The 22504-nt window shown below is 72.4% G+C and carries 18 protein-coding genes; 8 read left to right on the plus strand and 10 right to left on the minus strand.

Features of this window, described 5'->3' with window-relative positions:
• Positions 1–78: 78 nt before the first annotated feature.
• The 5 genes from OG393_RS17290 to OG393_RS17310 all read right to left on the minus strand — a co-directional run bounded on the left by OG393_RS17290 (position 79) and on the right by OG393_RS17310 (position 7857).
• Complete coding sequence (locus OG393_RS17290) at positions 79–2172, minus strand: protein kinase domain-containing protein (protein ID WP_327375549.1); 2094 nt, start codon at positions 2170–2172, stop codon at positions 79–81.
• Positions 2173–2195: 23 nt separating this feature from the next.
• Positions 2196–4403: a serine/threonine-protein kinase gene (locus tag OG393_RS17295; RefSeq protein WP_327375550.1), complete on the minus strand. Its 2208-nt coding sequence runs from the start codon at positions 4401–4403 to the stop codon at positions 2196–2198.
• Positions 4404–4409: 6 nt separating this feature from the next.
• Entirely contained in the window at positions 4410–5312 is a 903-nt protein-coding gene (locus OG393_RS17300) for a serine/threonine protein kinase (protein WP_327375551.1), read from the minus strand.
• Between the two features lie 226 nt (positions 5313–5538).
• Positions 5539–5931, minus strand: a complete 393-nt coding sequence (locus OG393_RS17305) for a DUF6479 family protein (protein ID WP_327375552.1) — start codon at positions 5929–5931, stop codon at positions 5539–5541.
• A gap of 213 nt (positions 5932–6144) precedes the next feature.
• Positions 6145–7857 carry a bifunctional 3'-5' exonuclease/DNA polymerase gene (locus tag OG393_RS17310; RefSeq protein WP_327375553.1) on the minus strand — a complete coding sequence of 571 codons (1713 nt, stop codon included), beginning with the start codon at positions 7855–7857 and terminating at the stop codon, positions 6145–6147.
• A gap of 760 nt (positions 7858–8617) precedes the next feature.
• On the opposite strand from OG393_RS17310, the gene OG393_RS17315 reads away from it, so the two are divergent.
• The 3 genes from OG393_RS17315 to OG393_RS17325 all read left to right on the plus strand — a co-directional run bounded on the left by OG393_RS17315 (position 8618) and on the right by OG393_RS17325 (position 10806).
• Positions 8618–9007 carry a winged helix-turn-helix transcriptional regulator gene (locus OG393_RS17315; RefSeq protein WP_327375554.1) on the plus strand — a complete coding sequence of 130 codons (390 nt, stop codon included), beginning with the start codon at positions 8618–8620 and terminating at the stop codon, positions 9005–9007.
• Complete coding sequence (locus tag OG393_RS17320; RefSeq protein ID WP_327375555.1) at positions 8986–10134, plus strand: DUF2786 domain-containing protein; 1149 nt, start codon at positions 8986–8988, stop codon at positions 10132–10134. Before OG393_RS17315 ends, OG393_RS17320 begins: the two co-directional genes overlap by 22 nt.
• A 429-nt stretch (positions 10135–10563) precedes the next feature.
• A complete protein-coding gene (locus tag OG393_RS17325; RefSeq protein WP_327375556.1) occupies positions 10564–10806 on the plus strand; it encodes a DUF397 domain-containing protein in 243 nt (80 codons plus the stop codon).
• A 327-nt stretch (positions 10807–11133) separates the two neighbouring features.
• On the opposite strand, the gene OG393_RS17330 is transcribed toward OG393_RS17325, so the two are convergent.
• A complete protein-coding gene (locus tag OG393_RS17330; RefSeq protein WP_327375557.1) occupies positions 11134–11631 on the minus strand; it encodes an ATP-binding protein in 498 nt (165 codons plus the stop codon).
• A gap of 340 nt (positions 11632–11971) precedes the next feature.
• Between OG393_RS17330 and OG393_RS17335 the strand changes: the two genes are divergently transcribed.
• Positions 11972–12844 (plus strand): helix-turn-helix domain-containing protein, encoded by an 873-nt coding sequence (locus OG393_RS17335; RefSeq protein WP_327375558.1) that lies wholly within the window; start codon positions 11972–11974, stop codon positions 12842–12844.
• Positions 12845–12920: 76 nt separating this feature from the next.
• Entirely contained in the window at positions 12921–14378 is a 1458-nt protein-coding gene (locus OG393_RS17340) for an aldehyde dehydrogenase family protein (RefSeq protein WP_327375559.1), read from the plus strand.
• Positions 14379–14435: 57 nt separating this feature from the next.
• On the opposite strand, the gene OG393_RS17345 is transcribed toward OG393_RS17340, so the two are convergent.
• Positions 14436–15848 carry a glutamate decarboxylase gene (locus OG393_RS17345; RefSeq protein WP_327375560.1) on the minus strand — a complete coding sequence of 471 codons (1413 nt, stop codon included), beginning with the start codon at positions 15846–15848 and terminating at the stop codon, positions 14436–14438.
• Positions 15849–15948: 100 nt separating this feature from the next.
• Positions 15949–16317, minus strand: coding sequence for a YbjQ family protein (locus tag OG393_RS17350; RefSeq protein WP_327375561.1), 369 nt, complete (start codon positions 16315–16317; stop codon positions 15949–15951).
• A gap of 150 nt (positions 16318–16467) precedes the next feature.
• On the opposite strand from OG393_RS17350, the gene OG393_RS17355 reads away from it, so the two are divergent.
• Positions 16468–17154 carry a DedA family protein gene (locus tag OG393_RS17355; protein WP_327375562.1) on the plus strand — a complete coding sequence of 229 codons (687 nt, stop codon included), beginning with the start codon at positions 16468–16470 and terminating at the stop codon, positions 17152–17154.
• A gap of 146 nt (positions 17155–17300) precedes the next feature.
• On the opposite strand, the gene OG393_RS17360 is transcribed toward OG393_RS17355, so the two are convergent.
• Both OG393_RS17360 and OG393_RS17365 read right to left on the minus strand, forming a co-directional pair.
• On the minus strand, positions 17301–18947 hold the full coding sequence (locus tag OG393_RS17360; RefSeq protein ID WP_327375563.1) for a threonine/serine ThrE exporter family protein: 1647 nt from the start codon (positions 18945–18947) through the stop codon (positions 17301–17303).
• Positions 18948–19068: 121 nt separating this feature from the next.
• Entirely contained in the window at positions 19069–19563 is a 495-nt protein-coding gene (locus OG393_RS17365) for an inorganic diphosphatase (RefSeq protein ID WP_147979032.1), read from the minus strand.
• 102 nt (positions 19564–19665) lie between these two features.
• Here OG393_RS17365 and dacB point away from each other — a divergent pair, with 102 nt between their 5' ends.
• On the plus strand, positions 19666–21144 hold the full coding sequence (gene dacB / locus OG393_RS17370) for a D-alanyl-D-alanine carboxypeptidase/D-alanyl-D-alanine endopeptidase (protein WP_327375564.1): 1479 nt from the start codon (positions 19666–19668) through the stop codon (positions 21142–21144).
• Positions 21145–21259: 115 nt separating this feature from the next.
• Positions 21260–22390 carry a zinc-dependent metalloprotease gene (locus tag OG393_RS17375; protein WP_327375565.1) on the plus strand — a complete coding sequence of 377 codons (1131 nt, stop codon included), beginning with the start codon at positions 21260–21262 and terminating at the stop codon, positions 22388–22390.
• The last annotated feature ends 114 nt before the right edge of the window (positions 22391–22504 follow it).

Raw genomic sequence — 22504 nt, forward strand, 5'->3', positions numbered from 1 at the left:
AGCCGCCGGATCGCGCGTTGCGGGTGGCCGGCCTGGACGCGGCCGTGCTGTCGCGTCTTCTGGCCGGGGCGCGGTCGGTCAGAACACGGGCAGGGCACTGAGTGACGTGCCGTCAAGGACGAAGACCCGGTTCGCGTCGCCCGTGAGCCAGTAGCGGTCACGGTTCTCCAGCATCGGGAACGTCCACGTCGGGCGGGACGCGGCGGACAGGTCCAGGGCCTGGATCGCCGCCTGCTTCTCGTTGGCGGCCACCGACCAGAGCCCACTGCCCTGCAGCACGAGGGGGCTGCCCGCGTCGCATTCGAGGAGCCCGCTGTAGCGCCAGTCGGTGGCCTTTCCCGTCCGGATGTCGAGCTGGACGGGGAAGATGACCTCGGTCGCGTACACGGCCGGGCCGTCGAACGTCGGGGAACTCCAGAAGGCCGGATCGCCGTTGGGCAGTGCCGGGCTGTCGGTCGACCAGAGTTCCTCGCCGCCGACGAGGCCGAAGGCGAACAGTTGCTTGCCCGCCACGCACAGAGTGCCGTCCGACTCGGCGGCCTGGGCCCGGCCCGATACGGTCAGCTTCCGCTGCTGCCAGATCTTTCGGCCGTCGGCGGTGTCCAGGGCGATCACGGAACCGTCCGCGGCCGTGATGACCAGCCGGCGCCGCGCGGCCAGGCCGCGTGACGCCGCCTTCTCGCCGAGGTCCGCGTCGACCCGCGCGGTCCAGCGGACCTTGGCGTCGGACCGGTTCACGGCGCTCACCCGGCCGTCCTCGGTGATCGCGTAGACCGCTTCGGCGTCCGCGGCGAGCAGCGAGGCGGCCCGTGCGGGGGACGTCCATTTGGGCTCGCCGGTCGAGGCGACGAACGTGACGAGCGTGCCGTCCCGGTCCACGGCCGCCACCAACCGGTCGGAGAGGGACAGATAGCGACCGGCGGCCACCACGTCAGGCGCCGACCAGCGGACCGAGCCGTCGACGACGCTGCGCGCGGCGATGCCGCCCTTCGGCGCCGCGACGATCAGGACGTCCCGCACGGGCAACGGCGCCGTCGCCTCCTCGGCGAGCGCGGACGGGACCTTCCAGAGCGGTTCGGGCGCCTCGCCGAGGACGTAGTCGCCGTTCTTCGCGTCCAGGACGCGCGCCTTCGGAGTCGGTACGGCCTCCGGTATGTCGAAGGGGCCGCCGCCCTTCCCGTACCACCAGGCGGCGGCCCCGCCACCGGCCGCGAGTACGGTTCCGCCGGCCGCGAGGCCGGTGAGCAGCCGACGCCGGGTGAGCGGACGCGGTGCGACGGCGCCCGCCGTGGTGGTCAGCTGGTGGAGGTGGTGTTCGCGGGTGGTGATGTCCTGTGCGATCGGCCCCTTCCGCCAGACGCGTTCCGCGCCGTGGGGCGGGGCCGCCGCCTGGAGGACCGCGGCGGGCAGGGGCCGCGCCGCCGGGTCCTTGGCGAGGCACGGGCCGATCAGCGGCCGGAGCGCAGGCGGTACGCGGTCGAGGCGCGGTGCGCCGTGGACGACCTCGTACTGTACGGCGGCGACATGCGCGCCCTCGTACGCGTGCCGCCCGCTCGCCGCGAACACCAGGACGGCGCCGAGGGAGAAGACGTCGGCCGCCGCACCGACACGCTGTCCGAGCACCTGCTCGGGCGCGCCGTAACCGGGGGTGACCGGGACCTGGCCGGTGGTGGTGAGGGTGAGGCCGTGTTCGGGGCGGGCGATGCCGAAGTCGATGACCCGGGGGCCGGTCGCGGTGAGCACGATGTTGGCGGGCTTCAGGTCGCGGTGGACGAGTCCGGCGGCGTGTATGTCCCGCAGCGCGCGGGCGAGCGCCGCCGCCAGTGCCCGTACCGACGCCTCGTCGAGTGCCCCGTGGGCCTGGACGGCCTCCGCGAGGGTGGGGCCGGGCAGGAACTCGGTGGCGATCCAGGGACGGCCGCCCTCCGTCTGGGCGTCCAGGACCCGGGCCACCGTCCCGGCCGTGACCGCCCTGGCCATCTGTGCCTCGCGGACGAACCGACGGGTGAGGTCCGCGTCGTGCGTCAGGTGGGGGTGCAGCACCTTGACGGCGGCCGCGCGCCCTTCGCCGTCCTGGCCGACGTAGACCTTGCCCATGCCGCCTTCGCCGAGCACGGAGTGGACGCGGTACGGGCCCAGTCGGATCGGGTCTCCGGATTCCAGGGGCTTCATGGCGTGTGAGGCTTTCTGTGAGCTCAGGCGAGGGGGTACGCGGCGGTGTACTCGTCGCCGATGGCGATGAGCCGCTCGGCGGACCTGTGGGCGAAGTACCGTGCCCTGGCGGCCTTGAAGGGGCGGGACAGGGTGCCGGTGCGGATGTCCACGGCCACCATCCCGGAGGACGCCTTGCTGTACACGTACGCGATCCCGGCCACGGGGGGCGTGTCGAGGTCCTCGGCGGTGACCGCGCGACTCTTCTCCGCCCATCGCTGCCGGCCGTTCGCGGCGTCGAGCGCGACCGTTCCGCGGCCTTCCTCCACCGCGTACACCACACCGTCGTCGACGGTCGCGGGGCTGAACCGGGCTCCCGGAGTCCGCCCCTCGAAACGCCAGCCCTCCTCGCCGTCGGCGAGGCCGAGCGCGACGAGTTCACCCGCCGCCGGATACACGTACCGGCCGTCCACGGCCAGATGCGCCCGGCTGAGAACCGGCTGCTCGCCGCCGAGCGGCCGGTTCCAGAGTGCCTTGCCCGTCCGTGCGTCGTGGACGACGAGGCGTGGTTCTCCGTCCGCGGACTGCTGGACGAGGACGAGGTACGCGCCCACGGCCCGGGCGGAGAGGAAGTGCAGGCGCTCGGAGGAGTGGGGGCGGGCGGGGAGCGGAACCTCCCAGAGCTTGCTGCCCGTGCGGGTGTCGACGGCCAGCAGGAACCATGTCTGGTCCCGGTGGAAGCCGGTCTTCGCCTGGGGACCCCGTCCCGCGGCCAGGAAGACGGCCTCGCTCGTCGCGCAGAGCAGTTGGGTACCGTAGAGAATCGCTCGCAGGTCCTCGAGTTCGCCGAACGGGGCGTCGATCTTTCCGGTGTCCCGGTCGACCGTGGCGACGGTGAGGGGATCGGTCTCTTCGAGGGTGTAGTCGACGGCGTAGAGCTTCTTGCCGTCCGTGGCCGTGCGGCGCATGAACCAGACCTCGGAATCGGGCCACTTGGCCTCGCCCGTCGCGGGGTCCAGGCCCTTGACGCCGTACTCCCCCACGAGGAGCAGTCCGTCGAGGACGAGCGGGGCGGGGAGGGTGAGAGGGTCCGTGTAGCGGGTCTGTACCTGCCAGAGGAGGTCCCAGGCGGGTTTCTCCGGTGACGGGGCCGGTGACGTGCTGCCGGAGCCGTCCGAACGGGTGCCGCCCGGACGGCCCAGCCAGGCCCAGGCTCCGGCTCCGGCCACCGCCGCGCCGAGTACCGAACTCCCCCCGAGCGCGAAGAGCTTGCGGCGGGAGAGCGCGGACGAGGGCGTCGGCTCGCCGCCGGGAGAGGTCTCGGCGTCGGCGGGGTCGGCGGGGTCGGCGGGCGCCGGAAGGCGGTGCGGCCGGGCGCGCCAGACGCCGCCGGAGCGGCGGGCGATCTCCAGGAGCAGGGGTTCGGGGAGATGGGCGGAGAAGTCGCCCTGTCCGTGGTGCAGTCGGTCGGCGAGTTCGCCGGTGGTGGGGCGGTCGGCGGGGTTCTTGCCGAGGCAGCGGGTCAGGACCGGGACCAGGGCCGCGGGGACTCCGGTGAGGTCGGGTTCGGCGTAGCGGACGCGGTAGAGGAGGTCGGCGTGCTGTCCGGTACCGAAGGGCCCCCGGCCGGTGGCCGCGTAGGTGAGGACCCCGGCGACGGCGAACACGTCGCCGGCGGAGGTGTGTTCCTGGCCGGTCGCCTGTTCGGGGGACATGAAGGCGGGCGTGCCCGCGACGGTACCGGTGCGGGTGAGGCGGTCGTCGCCGATGGCGCGGGCGATGCCGAAGTCGATGACCTTGGGACCGTCCGCGGTGATCATGATGTTGGATGGTTTGAGGTCGCGGTGGACGACCTCCGAGGCATGGAGCTGGGCCAGTGCCGTGCACAGCAGGGCCCCCATCGCGCGGACCGCCGGCTCGGGGAGTGGCCCCGCGACGGAGACCGCGTGGTCGAGGGACGGGCCGAGCACGTACTCGGTGGCCAGCCAGGGAGTTTCGGCGAGCGGGTCGGCGTCGAAGACGCGGGCGCCGTGGACGGGGCCGATGACGCGGGCCGCGTCCACCTCCAGGCGGAAGCGGGTGCGGCCGGCGGGGTCGGCGGCGACGTGGGCGTGCATCGTCTTCAGCGCCGCCGTACGGCCTGTGGCCGAGCGGGCGAGGTAGACGGTGCCCATGCCGCCGCTGCCCAGGCGGGCGATGAGGCGGTACGGGCCGAGGCCGTGCGGGTCGTCATGGGTGAGCGGGGAGAACATCGGCCATCAGTCCAGAGCGGCGGGGGAGGGGAGTTCGGCGGCGAGGACCCGCGCCGACTGGCGTGCCAGCGCGGCGATCACGGCTGCCGGCAGCGGAATCGGAGCGACCGTGTCCAGGGCGGTGGGCGGATGCGTCGGCGGAGGCGTCGCCGTACTCGCGCCGTGCGCCAGGTGGGTGAGGACCTCGTGCGCCTGGGGGCGTCTCGCGGGATCACGGGCGAGGCATGCCGAGATCACGGCGCGCAGCGAGGGGGGCAGTTCCCGGCTTTCGGGCACGGTGTGGCCGGTGCTCGCCTGGGCGAGTACCGCGCCCAGGGCGTACACGTCTCCCAGGGGGCGTGGCCGTCCGCCGGATGCCTGCTCCGGGGCGAGGCTGCCGGAGTCCAGTCCCGGCAGTCCGCTGCGGTGCTCACCGTCGGGGGCGGCGGCCCGCACGGCCCCGAAGCAACTGAGGCGGGGGCCTTCGGTGGTGAGCAGGACGGCTGCCGGGGAGAGACCCGCGTGCGTCACGCCGTGGGCGTGGGCAGCGGCCAGCGTCCCGGCGAGGGCGGTGCCCAGTGCCCGCACGACGGGCTCGGGCAGCGGACCGCCGTGGGCCCGCAGGACGGCGGGCAGGGGGAGTGCCGGGACGTACGGTGTCGCGCACCAGCGCAGGTCACCCGGGCCGCCGACCTCCTCGACCGTGAGGAACCCCGGGATCGAGAGGCGGCGGGCGTCCTCCGCCTCGACGGTCCAGCGGGCGGGGTCCGCTCCGGCGAGCGGAAGGCGGACGAGGGAGGTGCGGTCGCCGTCGGCGCCGCGGCTGATGAAGAGGCGTTCCGGTACGGCCTGTTCGGACTCCGGGGCGAGCCGGGCCAGCGTGCGGTGTGGTCCGGTCCAGGGAGGGTCGTCCTCGCGCAGACGTTCCACGTGCGGTCTCCCCCCGGTCTGTGATGAGCGAGGACGAGCCTACTCAGACGTCTGTGCGACCTGAGGGCCGGTACCGGCCCTCAGCGGGGTTCGGTGCCGGTGCCAGGACCGGACGGGCGGTCGGCGCGTGGCGTGGAGGCCGGGCGGACGGGCGACTCGCGTGGGCGACACGTGAGCGGAGTGGGTGTCGGCCCCCGCCCATGGCCGGGCGGGGGCCGTACCGGCGTCAGTCGCCGTGGCCCGTGCCGCCGCTGCCGAAGCCGCCGCTGCTGATGCCGCCCCACTTCCGCTTCTCCTCGGTCGGTGGCTCGGGTGAGGTCTCCGAGCCCGATTCCTTGAGCTGGTACGGCATGAGCCGGTGTTCGCCGTCGGTCTGCGGCATCTCCGCGGGACGGCGGTACTCGGACATCTCACCGGGGAGCGCGTCGGTCTCCGGGCGGTGCGGTTGTTCCTCCGGCTTGGGTGTCGGTGATTCCTTGTCCCTGACCCGGAAGCCCAGGTAGACCCCACCGATCAGTACGGCGACGATGATCAGACCGCCGAGGAGCTGGCCCAGGCCCGATTGCCAGACACCGGCCAGTGTCGCGCCCCCTGCGGAATCCGCGAGAAAAGCGTTCATACTCCATGATTACCCCGTTTCGAGTGGTTTTGGATGCTCGCGACTCATGAACTCGTCCGAAAGCGTCCGCCGACCCCTCGCGCCCGGACTCCGGCGCTGGAAGACCGATGAAGACCTTGCTTCGGCCGCCCGACTCACCCCGGATCGCCAGTAAATGTCAATCGGTATGAATTGCCGCAAGCCGGGCACGATTTCAAGATCTTCAGGACGCCTCTAGGCGGCGTCGGAGTAGCGCTCGACCGTCGACGTCGTGAAAGGGAAGCGCACGGGGGTCCGTCCGAAGGCGATCAGGGCCGCTTCGTCTCCGGCCGCGCCGATCGCCGCCGTGACCGCCTCCGCCTCCTCGGCCGGGCAGTGCACGATCACCTCGTCGTGCTGGAAGAAGACCAGCTCGGCCCGCATCGCCCAGAGGGACCGGCGGAGCGCGGCGAGCATCAGCAGGGCCCAGTCCGCGGCGCTGCCCTGCACCACGAAGTTCCGGGTGAAACGGCCGCGCGCACGGGCGTCGGAGGACGCGTATCCGGCGGTGTACCCGCTTCCCGCGGCCTCGGAGCCGTCTTCTCCCGGGCCGGACCCCTGAGGGATGCCCGCCTCGTCGTTCTCGTTGTCCTCGCCGCCGCCGACGGCACGCGGGCTGGTGCGCCCCAGCCAGGTCCGCACGAGCCGGCCCTCCTCGCCCGCCTTCGCCGCGTCGTCGACGTAGGCCACGGCCCGGGGGAAGCGGCGGCGCAGCGCGGCGAGGTTCTTCAGGCCGTCGCCGCTGGTCTGGCCGTAGATCGCGCCGAGCAGGGCGATCTTGGCGTGCTCCCGGTCGCCGGAGAAGGCCCGGTCGGACAGTCGGGTATAGAGGTCGTCGGGGTGTGCGGCGACCTCCATCAGGCCCGGGTCGTGGGAGATCGCGGCCAGGACCCGGGGCTCCATCTGGTCGGCGTCCGCGACGACGAGCCGCCAGCCCTCGTCGGCGACGACGGCCTGCCGGATCACCTTGGGGATCTGGAGGGCGCCGCCGCCGTTGGTGGTCCAGCGCCCCGTGACCGTGCCGCCGGGCAGGTACTCGGGGCGGAAGCGGCCGTCGTGCACCCAGTCCTGGAGCCAGGACCAGCCGTGGGCGGTCCAGATCCGGTACAGCTTCTTGTACGAGACCAGGGGGGCGACGGCCGGGTGGTCGATGCCCTCCAGCTCCCAGCGGCGGGTGGACCGCACGCGGATCCCGGCGCGCGCGAAGGCCCGGACGACGTCGGCGGGCAGGTCGGGGCGGACGCGGTGGCCGAAGGCGGCGGACACCTCGTCGGCGAGTTCGGCCAGCCTGCGGGGCTCGCCGCCTCCGGCGTACCGCTCGCCGAGCAGGCCGTGCAGCACCTCCCGGTGCGCATCGGCCCGCCAGGGCAGGCCGGCGCGGTGCATCTCCGCGGCGACGAGCATCCCGGCGGACTCGGCCGCGGTCAGCAGCCGCATTCTGCCGGGGTGTTCGGCGCGGTCGTGCCGGCGCCGCTGTTCGGCGTAGACCTCCAGCAGGCCCTCGAAGGAGATCCCGGCGGACGGCGCGGGCTCGAACAGGGAGTCCTGTGAACCGGGCGCGGCGGCGCGCGGGGGCGGATCGGGCGGTACGGGCGTGTTCCGCAGGCGAGCCAGGGCTGCCGCCGCGGAACGGGGTTCGCCGAGCCGGCCCTCGTGCCCGAGGAGGAGCTGTTCGGCGATCTCGACGTCGTAGCACCGCTCGACACGCACCCCGGCGGCCAGGAGGCGGGGATACACCTCGGCGGTCGACCGCCAGACCCAGCGCGTGACGTCGGGCCTCGAGCGGACGGCGGCGACGAGGTCGGGCTCGTGGACGACGGTCCCGACGGGCAGACCGTCGGGACCGAGGGGGACGAGTCGTGCTCCGTCACCCTCCGTGTCACCGGCCAGCGCCCACCTCTCGCTCATGGACGCGAGTCTGTCAGCCGCCGCCGACAACGCCACCGCTGACGGAGGCGGCGAGGGTCAGGCACCCGGCGACGGGCGGGGCCATGTGCGCCGCGGGCTGGTCCCGCGCCCGTGCCGGACCGGCGCGGAGCCACGGGCGGGGCGGCGGCCTGGCTCCGACCCCGGTCGCCGCCCCGCCCGTCCACGATCGCCGCTCGGCGTGCCGCGCGCACGCGGGGAGGAAGGCCACCGGGTCGGCTCGACCGTCGGCACACCCCGCTCGGCGGCGGGCACCCGCTCCTGTCGCGGGGCCGTCGCGGCCGGTGCCGGGGCGGTCGGTGGTCTTGGGCGGGGGACCGGCGCCGGGGGCCGGGGCCGGGCGGGCTCCCCGGGTGGGCGTCACCACTCGATATCCACAGGCTGTGGACGGCTGGATGTCCGGTCGACGGTACCGGGGAGCGGAAGGCGCGCCTTCCCGGACGCCCACCCGCCCGCCACCGGGCGCTCCGGTGCGCCGCCGTCGCGCGACCGGTCCCGGCCACCGTGGTGAAGGCCGCCGCGAGCGTGCCGGGCTCGTCGAAGTCGACCCGGCGGGTTCCGGGCAGTCCGGCGCGGGTGCCGAGGACGACGTCGTCCCGGCCCGCGAGTCGCTCCGCGACGAGCCGTCCGAGTGCGCCGGAGACACCGGTCACGAGCAACATGGTTCCCCCTGATGGTGTGGGTGGGTGGTGACGCCTGCCAGCATGGTGGGAGGCCACGGAACCCGGAAGGAGGCACATTCGTGTCAGTGGGGCACACGGAGGTAACCACCGAGCCCGTCGTCAGCCGCGCGGACGAGTGCGGCGTACGCGAGGTGCAGGACCGGCTCGGCGACAGGTGGACCGTGCACGTGGTCGTCGAGCCGGCCGCGGGTGCGAGACGGTTCAAGGAGCTCCAGCGGCTGGTCCGCGGCATCTCGCAGCGGATGCTGACGCTCACCCTGCGCCGCCTGGAACGGGACGGGCTCGTGACGCGGACGGTGTACCCGACGGTTCCGCCGCAGGTGGAGTACGCGCTGACGGAGACCCGGCACAGCCTGACGCACCTGATCAAGCAGCTGATCGACTGGTCGCTCGACCATCGCGAGGTGATCGGGCGGGCCCGTGCGGAATGGGACGCCCAGCAGACGTGAGCACGGTCGAGGAAGCCTTCGGGGCCGCCCTGTACACCGACGAGGTGGCCGCGCTCGACGCGGCGGCGTCCCTGCTCGCCGCCGACCCGGCGGCCGACGCCGAACTGTCCCGGCGCGGAGTGGAGTTCGTTCGGCGGGCCTGGGAGCGCGGCTGGCAGCCCGCGGATGTCGCGCGGCTGGCGAGGCGTGATCTCGAGGAACCGCACCTGCGGCTGCTCGGGGCGCTGATCGAGGCCGAGACGGCCGGTTACGAGCGGCTGCCCGACCGGTGGGCCGCGCAGATCGCCGCACTGGACACCCGTGCCTGGCGAGCGGACCGCTTCTCGTACGCCACGGCGGTCCTGGAGCTGTACCGCCTCCTGGTCAGGCTGCCGTCCCTGGACCCGGTGGGGCCCGTGCCGGGTGACGCGCCGCTGCCCCCCGCGGCGGTGGGCGAACCGCGGATGCTGACCCGGATCCGAGCCCTGCTCGCCAAGGCCGAGGCGACCGGTTACCCGGAGGAGGCGGAGGCGCTGGCGGCCAAGGCGCAGGAGCTGATGGCCCGGCACAGCCTGGACGGGGTGGCGACGCAGGGCGGCGCGCCGAGGACGGCGGGAGCGACGCCCGGGGCCGTACGGATCGGCGTGGAGCCGCCGTACGAGCAGGCGCAGGCGATCCTGCTGGACGCGGTGGCGACCGCGAACCACTGCCGGGCGGTGTGGAACGAGACGTACGGCTTCTCGACGGTGGTCGGCTTCGAGGCGGACCTGGGACCGGTGGAGCTGCTCTACGCCTCGCTCCTGGTCCAGGGGATGGCGGCGATGACCCGAGCGGAGGCGGAACAACGGAAGGGCGGCCGGAAGCGCACGAAGTCCTTCCGGCAGTCCTTCCTCCTGGCCTACGCGAACCGGCTCGGTGCCCGGCTGGCCAGTACCTCGCGGCGCGTGGCGGCCGAGGCGCCGACACTGCTGCCCGTCCTCGCCTCGCGCGATGTCGCGGTCACCGCGCGCGCGGACGAGATGTTCCCGGAGACCCGGACGACCCGGGTCCGGGCGGCCTGGGACGAGGCGGGCTGGACGCACGGCACGACGGCGGCGAACCGGGCGGGCCTGGACCGGGGCCGCCCGCGGGTGTCCCGGGGGGAGTGAGCGGACCGGGGCCGTTCGGTGCGGTGAGCGAAACCGCCGCCGGCGGCGCCGTGGGTGAACCGGCGTGACGGCTGCCGCGTCCTTACAGGGGGATGCCGGTATCGACGGTCGGCCGGCGACACCGGGTGCCGGCTCGGGAGCCGGTGTCCGGGGCGTCCGCCGGCCGGGCGTCCCCCGCGCCGGAGCAAGATCGAAAGTCGTAGGGTGGCCGGGACGGCGGACCGGCGGCAGGCGAGCGGTTCGCCAAGCCGGCCGACGAGGCCCGGTCAGTGGCGCGCTCGCCGTACCCGCCGGTAGGCCGTACGCACGCTGTGTCGCGTAGTCGACACAGCACCCCGCGTGCACGTGCATCTGCTCATGCATCGACATATGAACACAGCTATGATCCGAGGAAGTTGACACCTGCAACAAGCAACTCGGGAGCTCCCAATGCATCACGCGCATCGTGCGTACAACGGCATGGCGGCCACCGAGCTGGAAGGTGTCGTCTGGCAGAAGAGCAGGCACAGCAACTCCCAGGGATCCTGCGTGGAGTTCGCCAAACTGCCCGGTGGGAACGTGGCGGTCCGCAACTCCCGGCACCCGGACGGGCCGGCGCTCGTCTACACGCCCGCCGAGATAGAGGCACTGCTCCTCGGCGTCAAGGACGGGGAGTTCGACCACCTGGTGTGAGGCGGCGCGGCGGTTCGCGCACGGGAGGACGCACGGGCGCCCGCACGGGCCGCACCGGAGCCGAGAGGCGCGGGCCGTGCCGGGGGTGGTGGAAGGTCCTCGGCGGGCGGGCGCGACCGGATGCCTCGGCATCAGGGGCTTCGGCGTCGGGCGGCAGGCGGCCGGAGGACCACCGGCCCCCGGGTCACCGAAGAGCGGTGCGGGTGTTCCCCAGCCCCCGGGGCCGCGCCGGAACCGTCGATCCGCGCACCCTCGGCCGGTGGCCCCGGCGACTGCCGGGGCCGTTGCGCGAAGTCCGTGCGCGGGCGCCGTGGCGCTGCCGCGCCGCTATTCCGGCCCCAGTCGGAAGAGCGCCCAGACGACCTTGCCGTGGAGCGCCCCCGCCAGCGGGTGCCAGCCCCAGCTGTCGCTGAAGGAGTCGACCAGGAACAGCCCTCGTCCCGACTCCGACGCGCAGTCGCCCTCGGCCTCACGCGCCTCGGGACCCTGATGGCTCGGGTCACGCACCGCGCACACCAGACGGCCGGTCCAGCGCATCAGGTGGAGCCGCACGGGTGTGCCCCGGCCCTCGTCCTGGGGCGGGTCCGAGGGCATCGCGTGGCGCAGCGCGTTGGTGACGAGCTCGGAGACGACCAGGGCGACATCGTCGAAGCGGTCGGCGAGATCCCATGTGGTGAGCGTCGACTGGGTGAACTTCCGCGCGCCGCGTACCGCTTCGTAGCGAGGCGGGAGGGCGCAGGAGGCCGAGTTGGAGACGGTCTTGGGATCGATCGGAGGAAGCCCCTGCCGTAGCGGCTCGAGCATGGTCGATCCATTCGTCCCCATGCGAGGCACTCCCGGGAATCGCGGCGAATCGCGGCTGTGGTGCGACGGCGTGGTGCTAGAGGTGCTGCCAAGGGTGCTGCGCCGCCGCGCCACGATCGAGTACGAGGCTGCGCGGGGTCCATGGTTCCGAATGCGCCCACGGTATGCAAGGGCAGATGCACGTGCACGCGCCGGACCTGTCCTTCCACGCGCCGATTCGGCGGATATCTTCCACCCCTTCCTTTCGTCTTCCCGGTGAAGTCGCCCTGAAGTTGCCCTCTTTCCGTAATCGCATGTGTACGGGCTGAAGCGTTTAGTGGCAGAATCCGGGACCCGGGAACGCGAAGGAGAGGCTGGAGCCGTGACCGCAGTCGAATCGAGCGGAACGAGTGGGAGCGTCGTACGACGCATCCTGCTGGGCTCGCAGCTGAGGCGGTTGCGCGAGTCGCGTGGCATCACCCGCGAGGCGGCCGGTTACTCGATCCGCGCCTCCGAGTCAAAGATCAGCCGCATGGAGTTGGGCAGGGTGAGCTTCAAGGCCAGAGACGTCGAGGACCTGCTCACGCTCTACGGTGTCAGCGACGAGGCGGAGCGCGGCTCGCTCCTCGGGCTCGCCCGTGAGGCCAATGTGGCCGGGTGGTGGCACAGCTTCGGCGACGTTCTGCCGGGATGGTTCCAGACCTACATCGGTCTCGAAGGCGCCGCCTCGCTCATCCGGGTCTACGAAGTCCAGTTCGTACACGGCCTGTTGCAGACCGAGGCGTACGCGCAGGCCGTCGTCACCCGGGGCATGCCGGACGCCCCGCGCGCCGAGATCGACCGGCGCGTCGCGCTGCGCCTCGAACGCCAGAAGATCCTCGTCTCCGAACACGCCCCCCGGGTCCACGCCGTCCTCGACGAGGCGGCCCTGCGCCGCCCCTACGGGGACCGGTCCGTCATGCGGGGGCAGTTGAGGCATCTGATCGAGGTGTCCGAGCACCCCTCCGTCACGCTTCAGGTGATGCCCTTCAGTTTCGGCGGGCACGCCGGCGAGAGCGGTTCGTTCACCATGCTCAGCTTCCCGGAGTCGGACCTGTCCGACGTCGTCTACCTGGAGCAGCTCACCAGCGCCCTCTACCTCGACAAGCGCGAGGAAGTCGGTCAGTACGCCCGGGTGATGGAGCGGCTCCAGGAGGACAGTCCCGACCCCGAGGAAAGCCGGGATCTTCTCCGGGGCCTCCTTCAACTCTCGTGATACGTCAGTACGATGACGTGACATCAGTTCACGGCAGTGCCGACGTCCGCCACCGCGGGTTAAGGGGTCTCGTCCTATGTCCTACTTCACCGACCTGGCCCACCAGTACATAGACGGCGAGTGGAAGCCCGGCAGCGGGTCGTGGGACATCATCGACTTCAACCCCTACACCGGGGAGAAGCTCGCCTCGATCACCATCGCCACCACCGACGAGGTCGACCACGCCTACCGGGCCGCCGAACGAGCCCAGACGGCATGGGCCGAGACCAACCCGTACACCCGCCGCCTCGTCTTCGAGCGCGCGCTGCGGATCGTCGAGGACCGCGAGCAGGAGATCGCCGAGACGATCGTCGCCGAACTCGGCGGGACCCGCCTGAAGGCGGGGTTCGAGCTGCACCTCGCCAAGGAGTTCCTCCGCGAGGCGATCCAGCTGGCGCTCCGGCCCGAGGGCCGCATCCTGCCCTCGCCGGTCGACGGCAAGGAGAACCGCGTCTACCGTCTCCCGGTCGGTGTCGTCGGCGTCATCTCGCCCTTCAACTTCCCCTTCCTCCTCTCGCTCAAGTCGGTCGCTCCCGCGCTGGCCCTCGGCAACGCCGTCGTCCTCAAGCCGCACCAGAACACCCCGGTCTGCGGCGGCACGCTCGTCGCGAAGGTCCTGGAGGAAGCCGGGCTGCCCGCCGGGCTGCTGAACGTCGTCGTGACGGACATCGCCGAGATCGGCGACGCGCTGCTGACCCACCCGATCCCGAAGGTCATCTCCTTCACCGGCTCCGACCGGGTCGGCCGCCACGTCGCCACCGTCTGCGCGCAGAACTTCAAGCACGCGATCCTCGAACTCGGCGGCAACAGCGCCTTGATCGTCCTCGACGACGCGGACGTCGACTACGCGGTGGACGCGGCCGTCTTCAGCCGTTTCGTACACCAGGGCCAGGTCTGCATGGCCGCCAACCGGATTCTCGTGGACCGCGGCCTGGAGCAGGAGTTCACCGAGAAGTTCGTGGCGAAGGTCGCGACCCTGCGCGTGGGCGACCCGGCCGACCCCGGCACGCACATCGGGCCGCTCATCAACCCCCAGCAGGCCGAAGCGGTGTCCTCCCTCGTGGACCAGACGGTCGAGGAAGGCGCGACGGCACTGCTCCACGGCACGGTGGACGGCAACGTCGTCTCGCCCTCCGTGCTCACCGGCATCGCGCCCGGCGCACCCGTGCTGAGCCAGGAGATCTTCGGCCCGGTGGCGCTGATCGTCCCCTTCGACGGCGAGGACGAGGCCGTACGGATCGCCAACGACACGCCCTACGGCCTGAGCGGCGCCGTCCACACCGGTGACGTCGAGCGGGGCGTGCGGATCGCCAAGCGCATCCACACCGGCATGATCCACATCAACGACGGCACCGTGCACGACGAGCCGATCGTGCCCTTCGGCGGGGAGAAGCACTCGGGCATAGGGCGCCTGAACGGCGACTCGATGATCGACGCCTTCACGACCCAGAAGTGGATCTCGGTCCAGCACGGCCGCAGCCGCTTCCCGTTCTGACGCCGTTCCCCGGGCGGTACGGGGTCGAGGCCGACCCCGTACCCGCCCGGCGGGTTCTCAGTGGTGGAAGGCGGTCGCCGCCGCCTTGTCGCGGCTGAGCGGGTGCGGCTGTCTGCGCAGTTCGGGCAGCAGCCGGTTCAGGTCGTCCACGAACAGCGCCGCGAGGTCGGCCGAGAAGCCGTTGCGGCAGACCACGCGCAGGACGGACAGGTCCTCCCGGTCGGGCGGGAAGGTGTACGCCGGGACGAGCCAGCCGTGTTCGCGCAGGCGCCGCGAGACGTCGAAGACGTCGTAGGCCGTGATCTCGGGGGCGGTGGTGAAAGCGAACACGGGCAGCTGGTCACCGCGTGTCAGGAGCCGGAAGTCGCCCATGGCCTCGATCCGTTCGGCCAGACCGCGGGCGATGTCCCGGCTGGTCTGCTGGACCACCCGGTAGCCCTCCCGGCCGAGCCGCAGGAAGGTGTAGTACTGCGCCACCACCTGGGCGCCCGGACGGGAGAAGTTCAGGGCGAAGGTGGGCATGTCGCCGCCGAGGTAGTTGACCCGGAACACCAGCTCCTCGGGGAGTTCGGCCGAGGAGCGCCACAGAGCCCAGCCGACACCCGGATAGACGAGGCCGTACTTGTGGCCGGAGGTGTTGATCGAGGAGACTCGGGGCAGCCGGAAGTCCCACACCAGATCCTCGTCGAGGAACGGTGCGACCATCCCGCCGGAAGCCCCGTCCACGTGCACGGGGACGTCCAGGCCGGTGCGCTCCCGGAGGGCGTCCAGGGCGGCGCAGAGATCGGCGACCGGCTCGTAGGAGCCGTCGAAGGTGGAACCCAGGACGGCCACCACGCCGATGGTGTTCTCGTCGCAGAGCTCCGCCGCCGCCTGCGGGTCCAGATGGAAACGGTCCCCCTCCATGGGCACGAGCCGGGCCTCGACCTCCCAGAAGGTGCAGAACTTCTCCCAGCAGACCTGGACGTTGACCCCCATCACCAGATTGGGCCGGGCGGTGCCCGGATAGCGGTCGCCGTTGCGCTTGGCCCAGCGTCGCTTCAGGGCCATCCCGGCCAGCATGCAGGCTTCGCTGGAACCTGTGGTGGAACAGCCGACGGCGGCGCCCGGGTCCGGCGCGTGCCACAGGTCGGCGAGCATCGCCACGCAGCGCCGCTCGAGTTCCGCGGTCCGCGGGTACTCGTCCTTGTCGATCATGTTCTTGTCGCGGCACTCCGCCATGAGCACTCCGGCCTGCGGCTCCATCCAGGTGGTGACGAAGGTGGCGAGGTTCAGGCGGGAGTTCCCGTCCAGCATCAGCTCGTCGTGGACCAGCTGGTAGGCGCTGGTGGGCGGCAGCGGCCCGTCGGGCAGGCGATGGTGCGGGGGCGCGTCGGTCATACCGCCGGCGGGGTTGGCCTCGCCGTAGAAGGGGTTGAGGGCGAGGCGCGGGTTCGCCGTCTGGGCGGCGGGTCCCTTGTGCAAGGCCATGGGGCACTCCTTCGGAAGAGGATCGCGGGCGGGGAGGGCACCGGACCCTCGGGCGCGAGCCCGGGCGGCCCGACGAGGGCGCGTCAGCCCCTCCCGGGGGTCAGGAACGGGGCGCGATCACGGCCGCCGTGCCGTAGGCGCAGACCTCCGTTCCCACGTCCGCCGCCTCCGTCACGTCGAAACGGAACATCAGCACCGCGTTCGCGCCCCGGGCCCGCGCCTGCTCGATCAGCCGGTTCATCGCCTGGTTCCGGGTCTCCACCAGGGTCTTCGTCAGCCCCCTGAGCTCACCGCCGATCATCGACTTCAGGCTGGCGCCGATCTGGCTGCCCAGGTGCCGGGACCGCACGGTGAGTCCGAAGACCTCGCCGATCACCTGCCGGACCTCGTAGCCGGGGACGTCGTTGGTCGTCACGACCAGCACGTCGGACTGCGCTACCTGACCGCCGCCGTACTCATCGATGCCCATGCGCATCCACCTCCTGGCCTCCAGCCTCGGGCGCTTCGCGTCCTCCCGCATCCTGGAGGGGGCCGGTGGAACCCGGACCCGGGAGAATGCGTTGATACCTTGAGGCGGCCGTCCCCCCGCCCCCGTCGACCGAGCAGGAGCCCGGAACCCGTGAACACGCTTGCCCTCGGACCGAGCTGGCTGGACCCGGACTACCTGATCCAGACCTTCGGTCTGATCGGCGTCCTGGTCATCGTCTTCGCCGAGTCCGGCCTCCTCATCGGGTTCTTCCTGCCCGGCGACTCGCTGCTCTTCACCACCGGGCTGCTGGTCACCACCGGCATGCTGGACACACCGCTGTGGCTGGTCTGCACCCTCATCGCGCTCGCCGCGATCATCGGCGACCAGGTCGGCTACCTCTTCGGCCGCAAGGTCGGCCCGGCCCTCTTCCGGCGCCCCGACTCCAAGCTCTTCAAGCAGGAGAACGTGGAGAAGGCGCACGAGTTCTTCGAGAAGCACGGCCCGAAGTCGCTGATCCTGGCCCGCTTCGTCCCCATCGTCCGCACCTTCACGCCGATCATCGCCGGTGTGAGCCGGATGAACTACCGCTCGTTCATCGTCTTCAACATCGTCGGCGGCGTGCTGTGGGGCGTGGGTGTCACCGTCCTCGGCGCCTCCCTCGGAAAGATCGACTTCGTGCACAAGCACATCGAGGCGATCCTCATCCTGATCGTCCTCGTCTCGGTGGTCCCGATCGTGATCGAGTTCCTCCGGGCCCGCTCCCAGAGCAAGAAGACCGTCCGAGCCCAGGACGACGCCCCGGCCCCCACCAAGCGCGGCCGGCACGCCAGGCACTGACCCTCCCGTCCCCGCGGCACGCGCCCGCCCGCGGCACCTCTGCCGCGGGCGGTCCCCTTTCCGGCGGCGATGCCCGTCGTGGCACTACGTGTTGCGAGAGTCCCTCCTGGCCCTCCGGGCGGACGGAGCTACTTCCGCAACACGCCCTAGAAACCCCTCGTGCGCTTCGCCGCGCGGCGCGCCGCCGCCGTGCGCGGAGCCTGAATGAACAGCCGGGCCAGCTCGCTTCCCAGGTTCACCCCGATGGCGATCGCCAGCGCCAGCGCCGCCGCCTTCGCGAGATAGGCGAAGCCCTGGTCGAGATTGTTCTGGGCGATCGCCAGCACCCCGAAGTACGTCGCGGAACCCGGCAGCAGCGGCCCGATCGCCGCCGTCACGTACGGCAGGGACGAGGTGTGGTGGTACCGGGCGATCAACTGCCCGAAGAGCCCCACCAGGCCCGCCGCCACCGCCGTGGCCATCACCGCGGAACCGTCCGCGGTCACCGCGATCGAGGCGTACACCACCCACGCCACCCCGCCGTTCAGCGTCGCGAAGAGCACCGTCGCCCTGGACTGCTGCAACAGGACCGCGAACGTCATGGACAGCACCATCGCCGCCACGATCTGCACCGTGGGCCGCTCGACCGCGCTGAGCGCCCCCTCCGGATTGAGCTGGGCGCCGAACTGCACCGCCACGTACAGCACCGACAGCACGCCCACCACGATCGCCACGAAGAAGTAGCCGACCTCCAGCAGGCGCGCCGACGCCGTGATGTAGAACCCGGTCAGACCGTCCTGCACGGCCGCCACCAGCGCCCGTCCCGGGATCAGCGCGAACAGCCCACCGGTGATGACCGCCGACGGTCTCAGATCCGCGTGCAGCAGCGTCAGCAGCACGCCCAACGCGGCCGGCGGCATCGCGGCCACCAGGAACTGGTAGAACTCCGGCAGCCCGCGCCCCGCGAACAGCCAGGCCAGCCGGTCACCGAGCACCGCTCCCATCGCGGCCACGAAGAACACCGTCGCGCCGCCGCCCAGGAGCATGGAGGCCGCACCCGCCAGCACACCGGCCGACGTCGTCAGCACCCACCCCGGATACGGGTGGCGGTTGCGCCGCATCTCCGCCAGCCGCCGGTACGCCTCCTCCGGCGTGACCTCGTGGGCCTCGGCGTTGATGTCCGCCAGCAGCTGGTACACGGCCTCCAGACGCGTGTAGTCCGTGCCCCGGCGCCGTACCGTCCGGTTCGCCGTGACCGGATGGTCCACCAGCGACGGCTGGTGCGTGATCGACAACAGCGTGAACGTCACCGTCGGTTCGCACCGGTCCAGCCCGTACGAACGGCAGATCGCGAACATCGCCGCCTCGACGTCCTCCGCGGCCTCGCCCCCCGCGAGCAGCAGCTCCCCGATCCGCAGCGTCAGGTCGAGCACACGCCCCACCGCGGGACCCGACTCGTCCTCGCGGTGCGCCGGAGCGTCCGGCACCGGCCGGTCGCCCACCGGCAGCTTCAGCAGCGTCCGCATCCGGTCCTGCCACGGCGCGTCCACCGACAGCTTCGCCAGCGGGACGCCGTGCACCGGAGTGAACACCGACGGCGGATGCCTCACCGAGTAGGTGGACGGCGGGGCGAACGCCGAACCCTCGGGCTCGACGGCCGGCTCGGCCGCGAACCCCTCGGGTACCGCGAACTCGGAGGTCGGATGCTCCTCCTCCGGGACCCAGGTCTGCTGCACCCCGGCGGGCGGGGTGAACGCGCTGCGCGCCTCGTCCGACTGCGGCTTCCGGTCCTCCGGTCCTTCCGGCTCCGCCACTGGATATCGCCCTCACTCCGCGGTGTACACGGCCTCGCCCAGTATGAACGCGTGACGGGCGGCGCACCTCATGGAGATGCACCGCCCGTCACGTGTACAGCTGCCTATCGGCGCGCCCCGATCAGTGGGAGCCGCCCTGCGCCTGCAGGCGCTTGTAGGATGCCTCGATCTCGGCCTCGGCCTCGGCGCGGCCGACCCAGTCGGCGCCCTCGACCGACTTGCCCGGCTCCAGGTCCTTGTAGACCTCGAAGAAGTGCTGGATCTCCAGGCGGTCGAACTCGGAGACGTGGTGGATGTCCCGCAGGTGCTCCACGCGGGGGTCCGAGGCCGGGACGCACAGCAGCTTGTCGTCGCCGCCCGCCTCGTCCGTCATCCGGAACATGCCGATCGCGCGGCACTTGATCAGGCAGCCGGGGAACGTCGGCTCGTCCAGAATGACCAGCGCGTCCAGCGGGTCGCCGTCCTCGCCGAGCGTGTTCTCGACGAAGCCGTAGTCGGCCGGGTAGCTGGTCGAGGTGAACAGACGGCGGTCCAGACGGATGCGACCCGTCTCGTGGTCGACCTCGTACTTGTTCCGCGACCCCTTCGGGATCTCGATGGTGACGTCGAACTCCACGGGTGGCTCCTCCTGAATCAACACATGTGAATGCCTGCGGCAACGCGCAGTGATTAAGTGTCCCTCACGCCTGTGTGTGATCGCGAAAGGGGCTGGTCAGCAATGCCGGAACCGAGGCTGTGGCAGCTCACGGCGTGCTCTGCCGTACTCGGTCTGACACTCGCCGCCGGAATGGTGGCAGCCGCCGGCCCGTGGGACTCGGGCCAGCGTAAGGCCGAGCGGGCGCGCGCCGCCGCCACCGACGGGACAGGTGGCGCACATCACGCGGGCGTCGCCGCCCCCGCGCCCTCCGCGCGCCCCGCCCCGGCCCCCAGCGCGGCCGGGGTCCTCCGGGCCCTCGCCCCCTCGCGCCCGGCCCACCCCACCGACCTCGCCGCCGGCCTCGCCCCGCTTCTGGCCGATCCCGGCCTCGGCCCGCTGCGCACCGCCTGCGTCGTCGACGTCGCCACCGGCCACCGGCTCTACGGCGAGGGCGCCACCACCCCCATGACCCCCGCCTCCACCATCAAGATCGCCACCACCGTCGCCGCCCTGTCCGCCCTGGGGCCCGACCACCGCATCCCCACCACCGTCGTCGCCACCCCCGACCACCGCACCGTCACCCTCGTCGGCGGCGGCGACCCCACCCTGACCCCGGCCCGCCTCACCACGCTCGCCCAGGACACCGCCCGCGCCCTCAAGGCCCGGCGGGTCACCGCCGTACGCCTCGCCTACGACACCAGCCTCTACCCGGGCCCCCAACGCCACCCCATCGGCCCCAACGACAACATCGCCCCCGTCGTCGCCCTGATGACCCGCGAAGGCCGCCTCGACGACTCCACGAGCGGCCCCGCCCCCCGGAGCGCCGACCCCGCCGGCGCCACCGCCACCGACTTCGCGGGACGGCTGGAACGCGCCGGCGTCCACGTCACCGGCGTCCCCTCCCCGGGCCGCGCCCCCGACCACCCGGCGCCCGGAGCGACCACGCGGCCCACCGGGACCCCGCGGACCGGCCCGGACGACCCGCCCGCCGTCTCCGGCAGCGTTCTCGCCCGCACCTACTCCGCACCCCTCGCCGCGCTCGTCGAACGCACCCTCACCCACAGCGACAACGACCTGGCCGAGGCCCTCGCCCGCCAGACCGCCCTCGCCCGCCACCGGCCCGCCGGTTTCGAGGGCGCCGCGAAGGCCGTGCACGAGGAGCTGACCCGCCTCGGCCTGCCCACGGCCGGCGCGCGCTTCGCCGACGGCAGCGGTCTCTCCCGCGCCGACCGGGTCACCGCCGCGCTCCTCACCGCCCTCCTGGCCCACGCCGCCGACCCCGCCCGGCCCGCCCTGCGCCCCGTCCTCACCGGCCTGCCCGTCGGCGGCTTCAGCGGCACCCTCAAAGGCCGCTACCAGGCCGGACCCACCCAGCCAGGCGCCGGCCTGGTCCGCGCCAAGACCGGCACCCTGACCGGCGTCAACACCCTCGCCGGAACCGTCGTCACCCCCGACGGGCGCCTCCTCGCCTTCGCCTTCCTCGCCGGCCGCACCCCTTCCCCTTTCACCGCCCAGCCCGCGCTCGACCGGCTCTCCGCCGCCCTCGCCGCGCCCCGCTGACCCGCACCCCGCCGCGCCGTCCCGTACCGCGGCCCACCGGAGCGCCCCGGCCCGCGGCCACACCGACCCGCTCCAACCCCCTACCGATCCGACGCCGAGAACGTACGGTTGACGCATGACGAGCATCGGTGGTGCCGAGATGGTCGACTGGAACCTCGCGGTCGCGACCGCGACCCGCCTGCTGCGGCCGGGCCCCGAGGTGAGCCGCGACGAGGCCCGCGAGGTCGTCGCGGAACTCCGCCGGCACGCCAAGGCGTCCGAGGAACACGTCAGGGCCTTCACCCGGATGATCCCCGACGGGCACGAACCGCGGGACACCCCCGTCCTCGTCGTCGACCGCGCCGGCTGGGTCCGCGCCAACGTCGCCGGCTTCCGCGAACTGCTCTCCCCCCTCCTCGACAAGATGCGCGACCGCCGTTCCGCCACCCCCGGCGGCGCCGTGCTCGGCGCCGTCGGCGGCAAGGTCACCGGTGTCGAGCTCGGCATGCTCCTGTCCTTCCTCGCCTCCCGCATCCTGGGCCAGTACGAGACCTTCGCCCCCGCCACCCGAGACCTTCCCGCCGGAGCCGACGGCGGCGGGCGTCTCCTCCTCGTCGCGCCCAACATCGTCCACGTCGAGCGCGAACTCGACGTCTCGCCGCACGACTTCAGGCTCTGGGTCTGCCTCCACGAAGAGACCCACCGGACCCAGTTCACCGCCGTTCCCTGGCTCCGCGACCACCTGCAGGGCGAGATCCAGTCATTCCTCGGCGCCACGGAGGTCGACCCGTCCACCGTCGTCGAGCGGCTGCGCGAAGCGGCCCAGGCCCTCGCCGGGGGCCGTCCCGAGGGAGAGGAGGGGGAACCCTCGCCCTCCCTTGTCGAACTCGTCCAGACCCCCGAACAGCGCGAGATCCTCGGCCGCCTCACCGCTGTCATGTCCCTCCTCGAGGGCCACGCCGACCACGTCATGGACGGCGTGGGGCCCGAGGTCGTCCCGTCCGTCGCCGAGATCCGCGAGAAGTTCCAGCAGCGCCGCGCCCGCGGCGCCTCCCGGCTGGACCTCGCCCTGCGCCGGCTCCTCGGCCTCGACGCCAAGCTGCGCCAGTACCGCGACGGCGAACGCTTCGTCCGGGCCGTCGTCGACCAGGTGGGCATGGACGGCTTCAACCGCGTATGGACCTCTCCGAACACTCTTCCGACCAAGGCGGAGATCGCCGCACCCGCCGACTGGGTCGCGAGGGTGCACCGTAGGGCAGACTCGTGAGACGCGAGCGACGAACGGCAGAAGAATCCGCCATCCATCACCCGTCCGAGGGACCGTAGGCGAAGGACAGGCGTGCAATGCTCGGGTAACGGCCGAGTTCTGTCACCATCGACG

The sequence above is a fragment of the Streptomyces sp. NBC_01216 genome (genome assembly GCF_035994945.1).
GTDB lineage: Bacteria > Actinomycetota > Actinomycetes > Streptomycetales > Streptomycetaceae > Streptomyces.

What these genes read in the sequence shown, in the direction of transcription:
- OG393_RS17290 (WP_327375549.1), bottom strand. Translation starts at nt 2,172, where the DNA reads ATGAAGCCCCTGGAATCCGGAGACCCGATCCGACTGGGCCCGTACCGC.
- OG393_RS17295 (WP_327375550.1), bottom strand. Translation starts at nt 4,403, where the DNA reads ATGTTCTCCCCGCTCACCCATGACGACCCGCACGGCCTCGGCCCGTAC.
- OG393_RS17305 (WP_327375552.1), bottom strand. Translation starts at nt 5,931, where the DNA reads ATGAACGCTTTTCTCGCGGATTCCGCAGGGGGCGCGACACTGGCCGGT.
- OG393_RS17310 (WP_327375553.1), bottom strand. Translation starts at nt 7,857, where the DNA reads ATGAGCGAGAGGTGGGCGCTGGCCGGTGACACGGAGGGTGACGGAGCA.
- OG393_RS17320 (WP_327375555.1), top strand. Translation starts at nt 8,986, where the DNA reads ATGGGACGCCCAGCAGACGTGAGCACGGTCGAGGAAGCCTTCGGGGCC.
- OG393_RS17325 (WP_327375556.1), top strand. Translation starts at nt 10,564, where the DNA reads ATGCATCACGCGCATCGTGCGTACAACGGCATGGCGGCCACCGAGCTG.
- OG393_RS17330 (WP_327375557.1), bottom strand. Translation starts at nt 11,631, where the DNA reads ATGGGGACGAATGGATCGACCATGCTCGAGCCGCTACGGCAGGGGCTT.
- OG393_RS17340 (WP_327375559.1), top strand. Translation starts at nt 12,921, where the DNA reads ATGTCCTACTTCACCGACCTGGCCCACCAGTACATAGACGGCGAGTGG.
- OG393_RS17345 (WP_327375560.1), bottom strand. Translation starts at nt 15,848, where the DNA reads ATGGCCTTGCACAAGGGACCCGCCGCCCAGACGGCGAACCCGCGCCTC.
- OG393_RS17350 (WP_327375561.1), bottom strand. Translation starts at nt 16,317, where the DNA reads ATGGGCATCGATGAGTACGGCGGCGGTCAGGTAGCGCAGTCCGACGTG.
- dacB (WP_327375564.1), top strand. Translation starts at nt 19,666, where the DNA reads ATGCCGGAACCGAGGCTGTGGCAGCTCACGGCGTGCTCTGCCGTACTC.
- OG393_RS17375 (WP_327375565.1), top strand. Translation starts at nt 21,260, where the DNA reads ATGACGAGCATCGGTGGTGCCGAGATGGTCGACTGGAACCTCGCGGTC.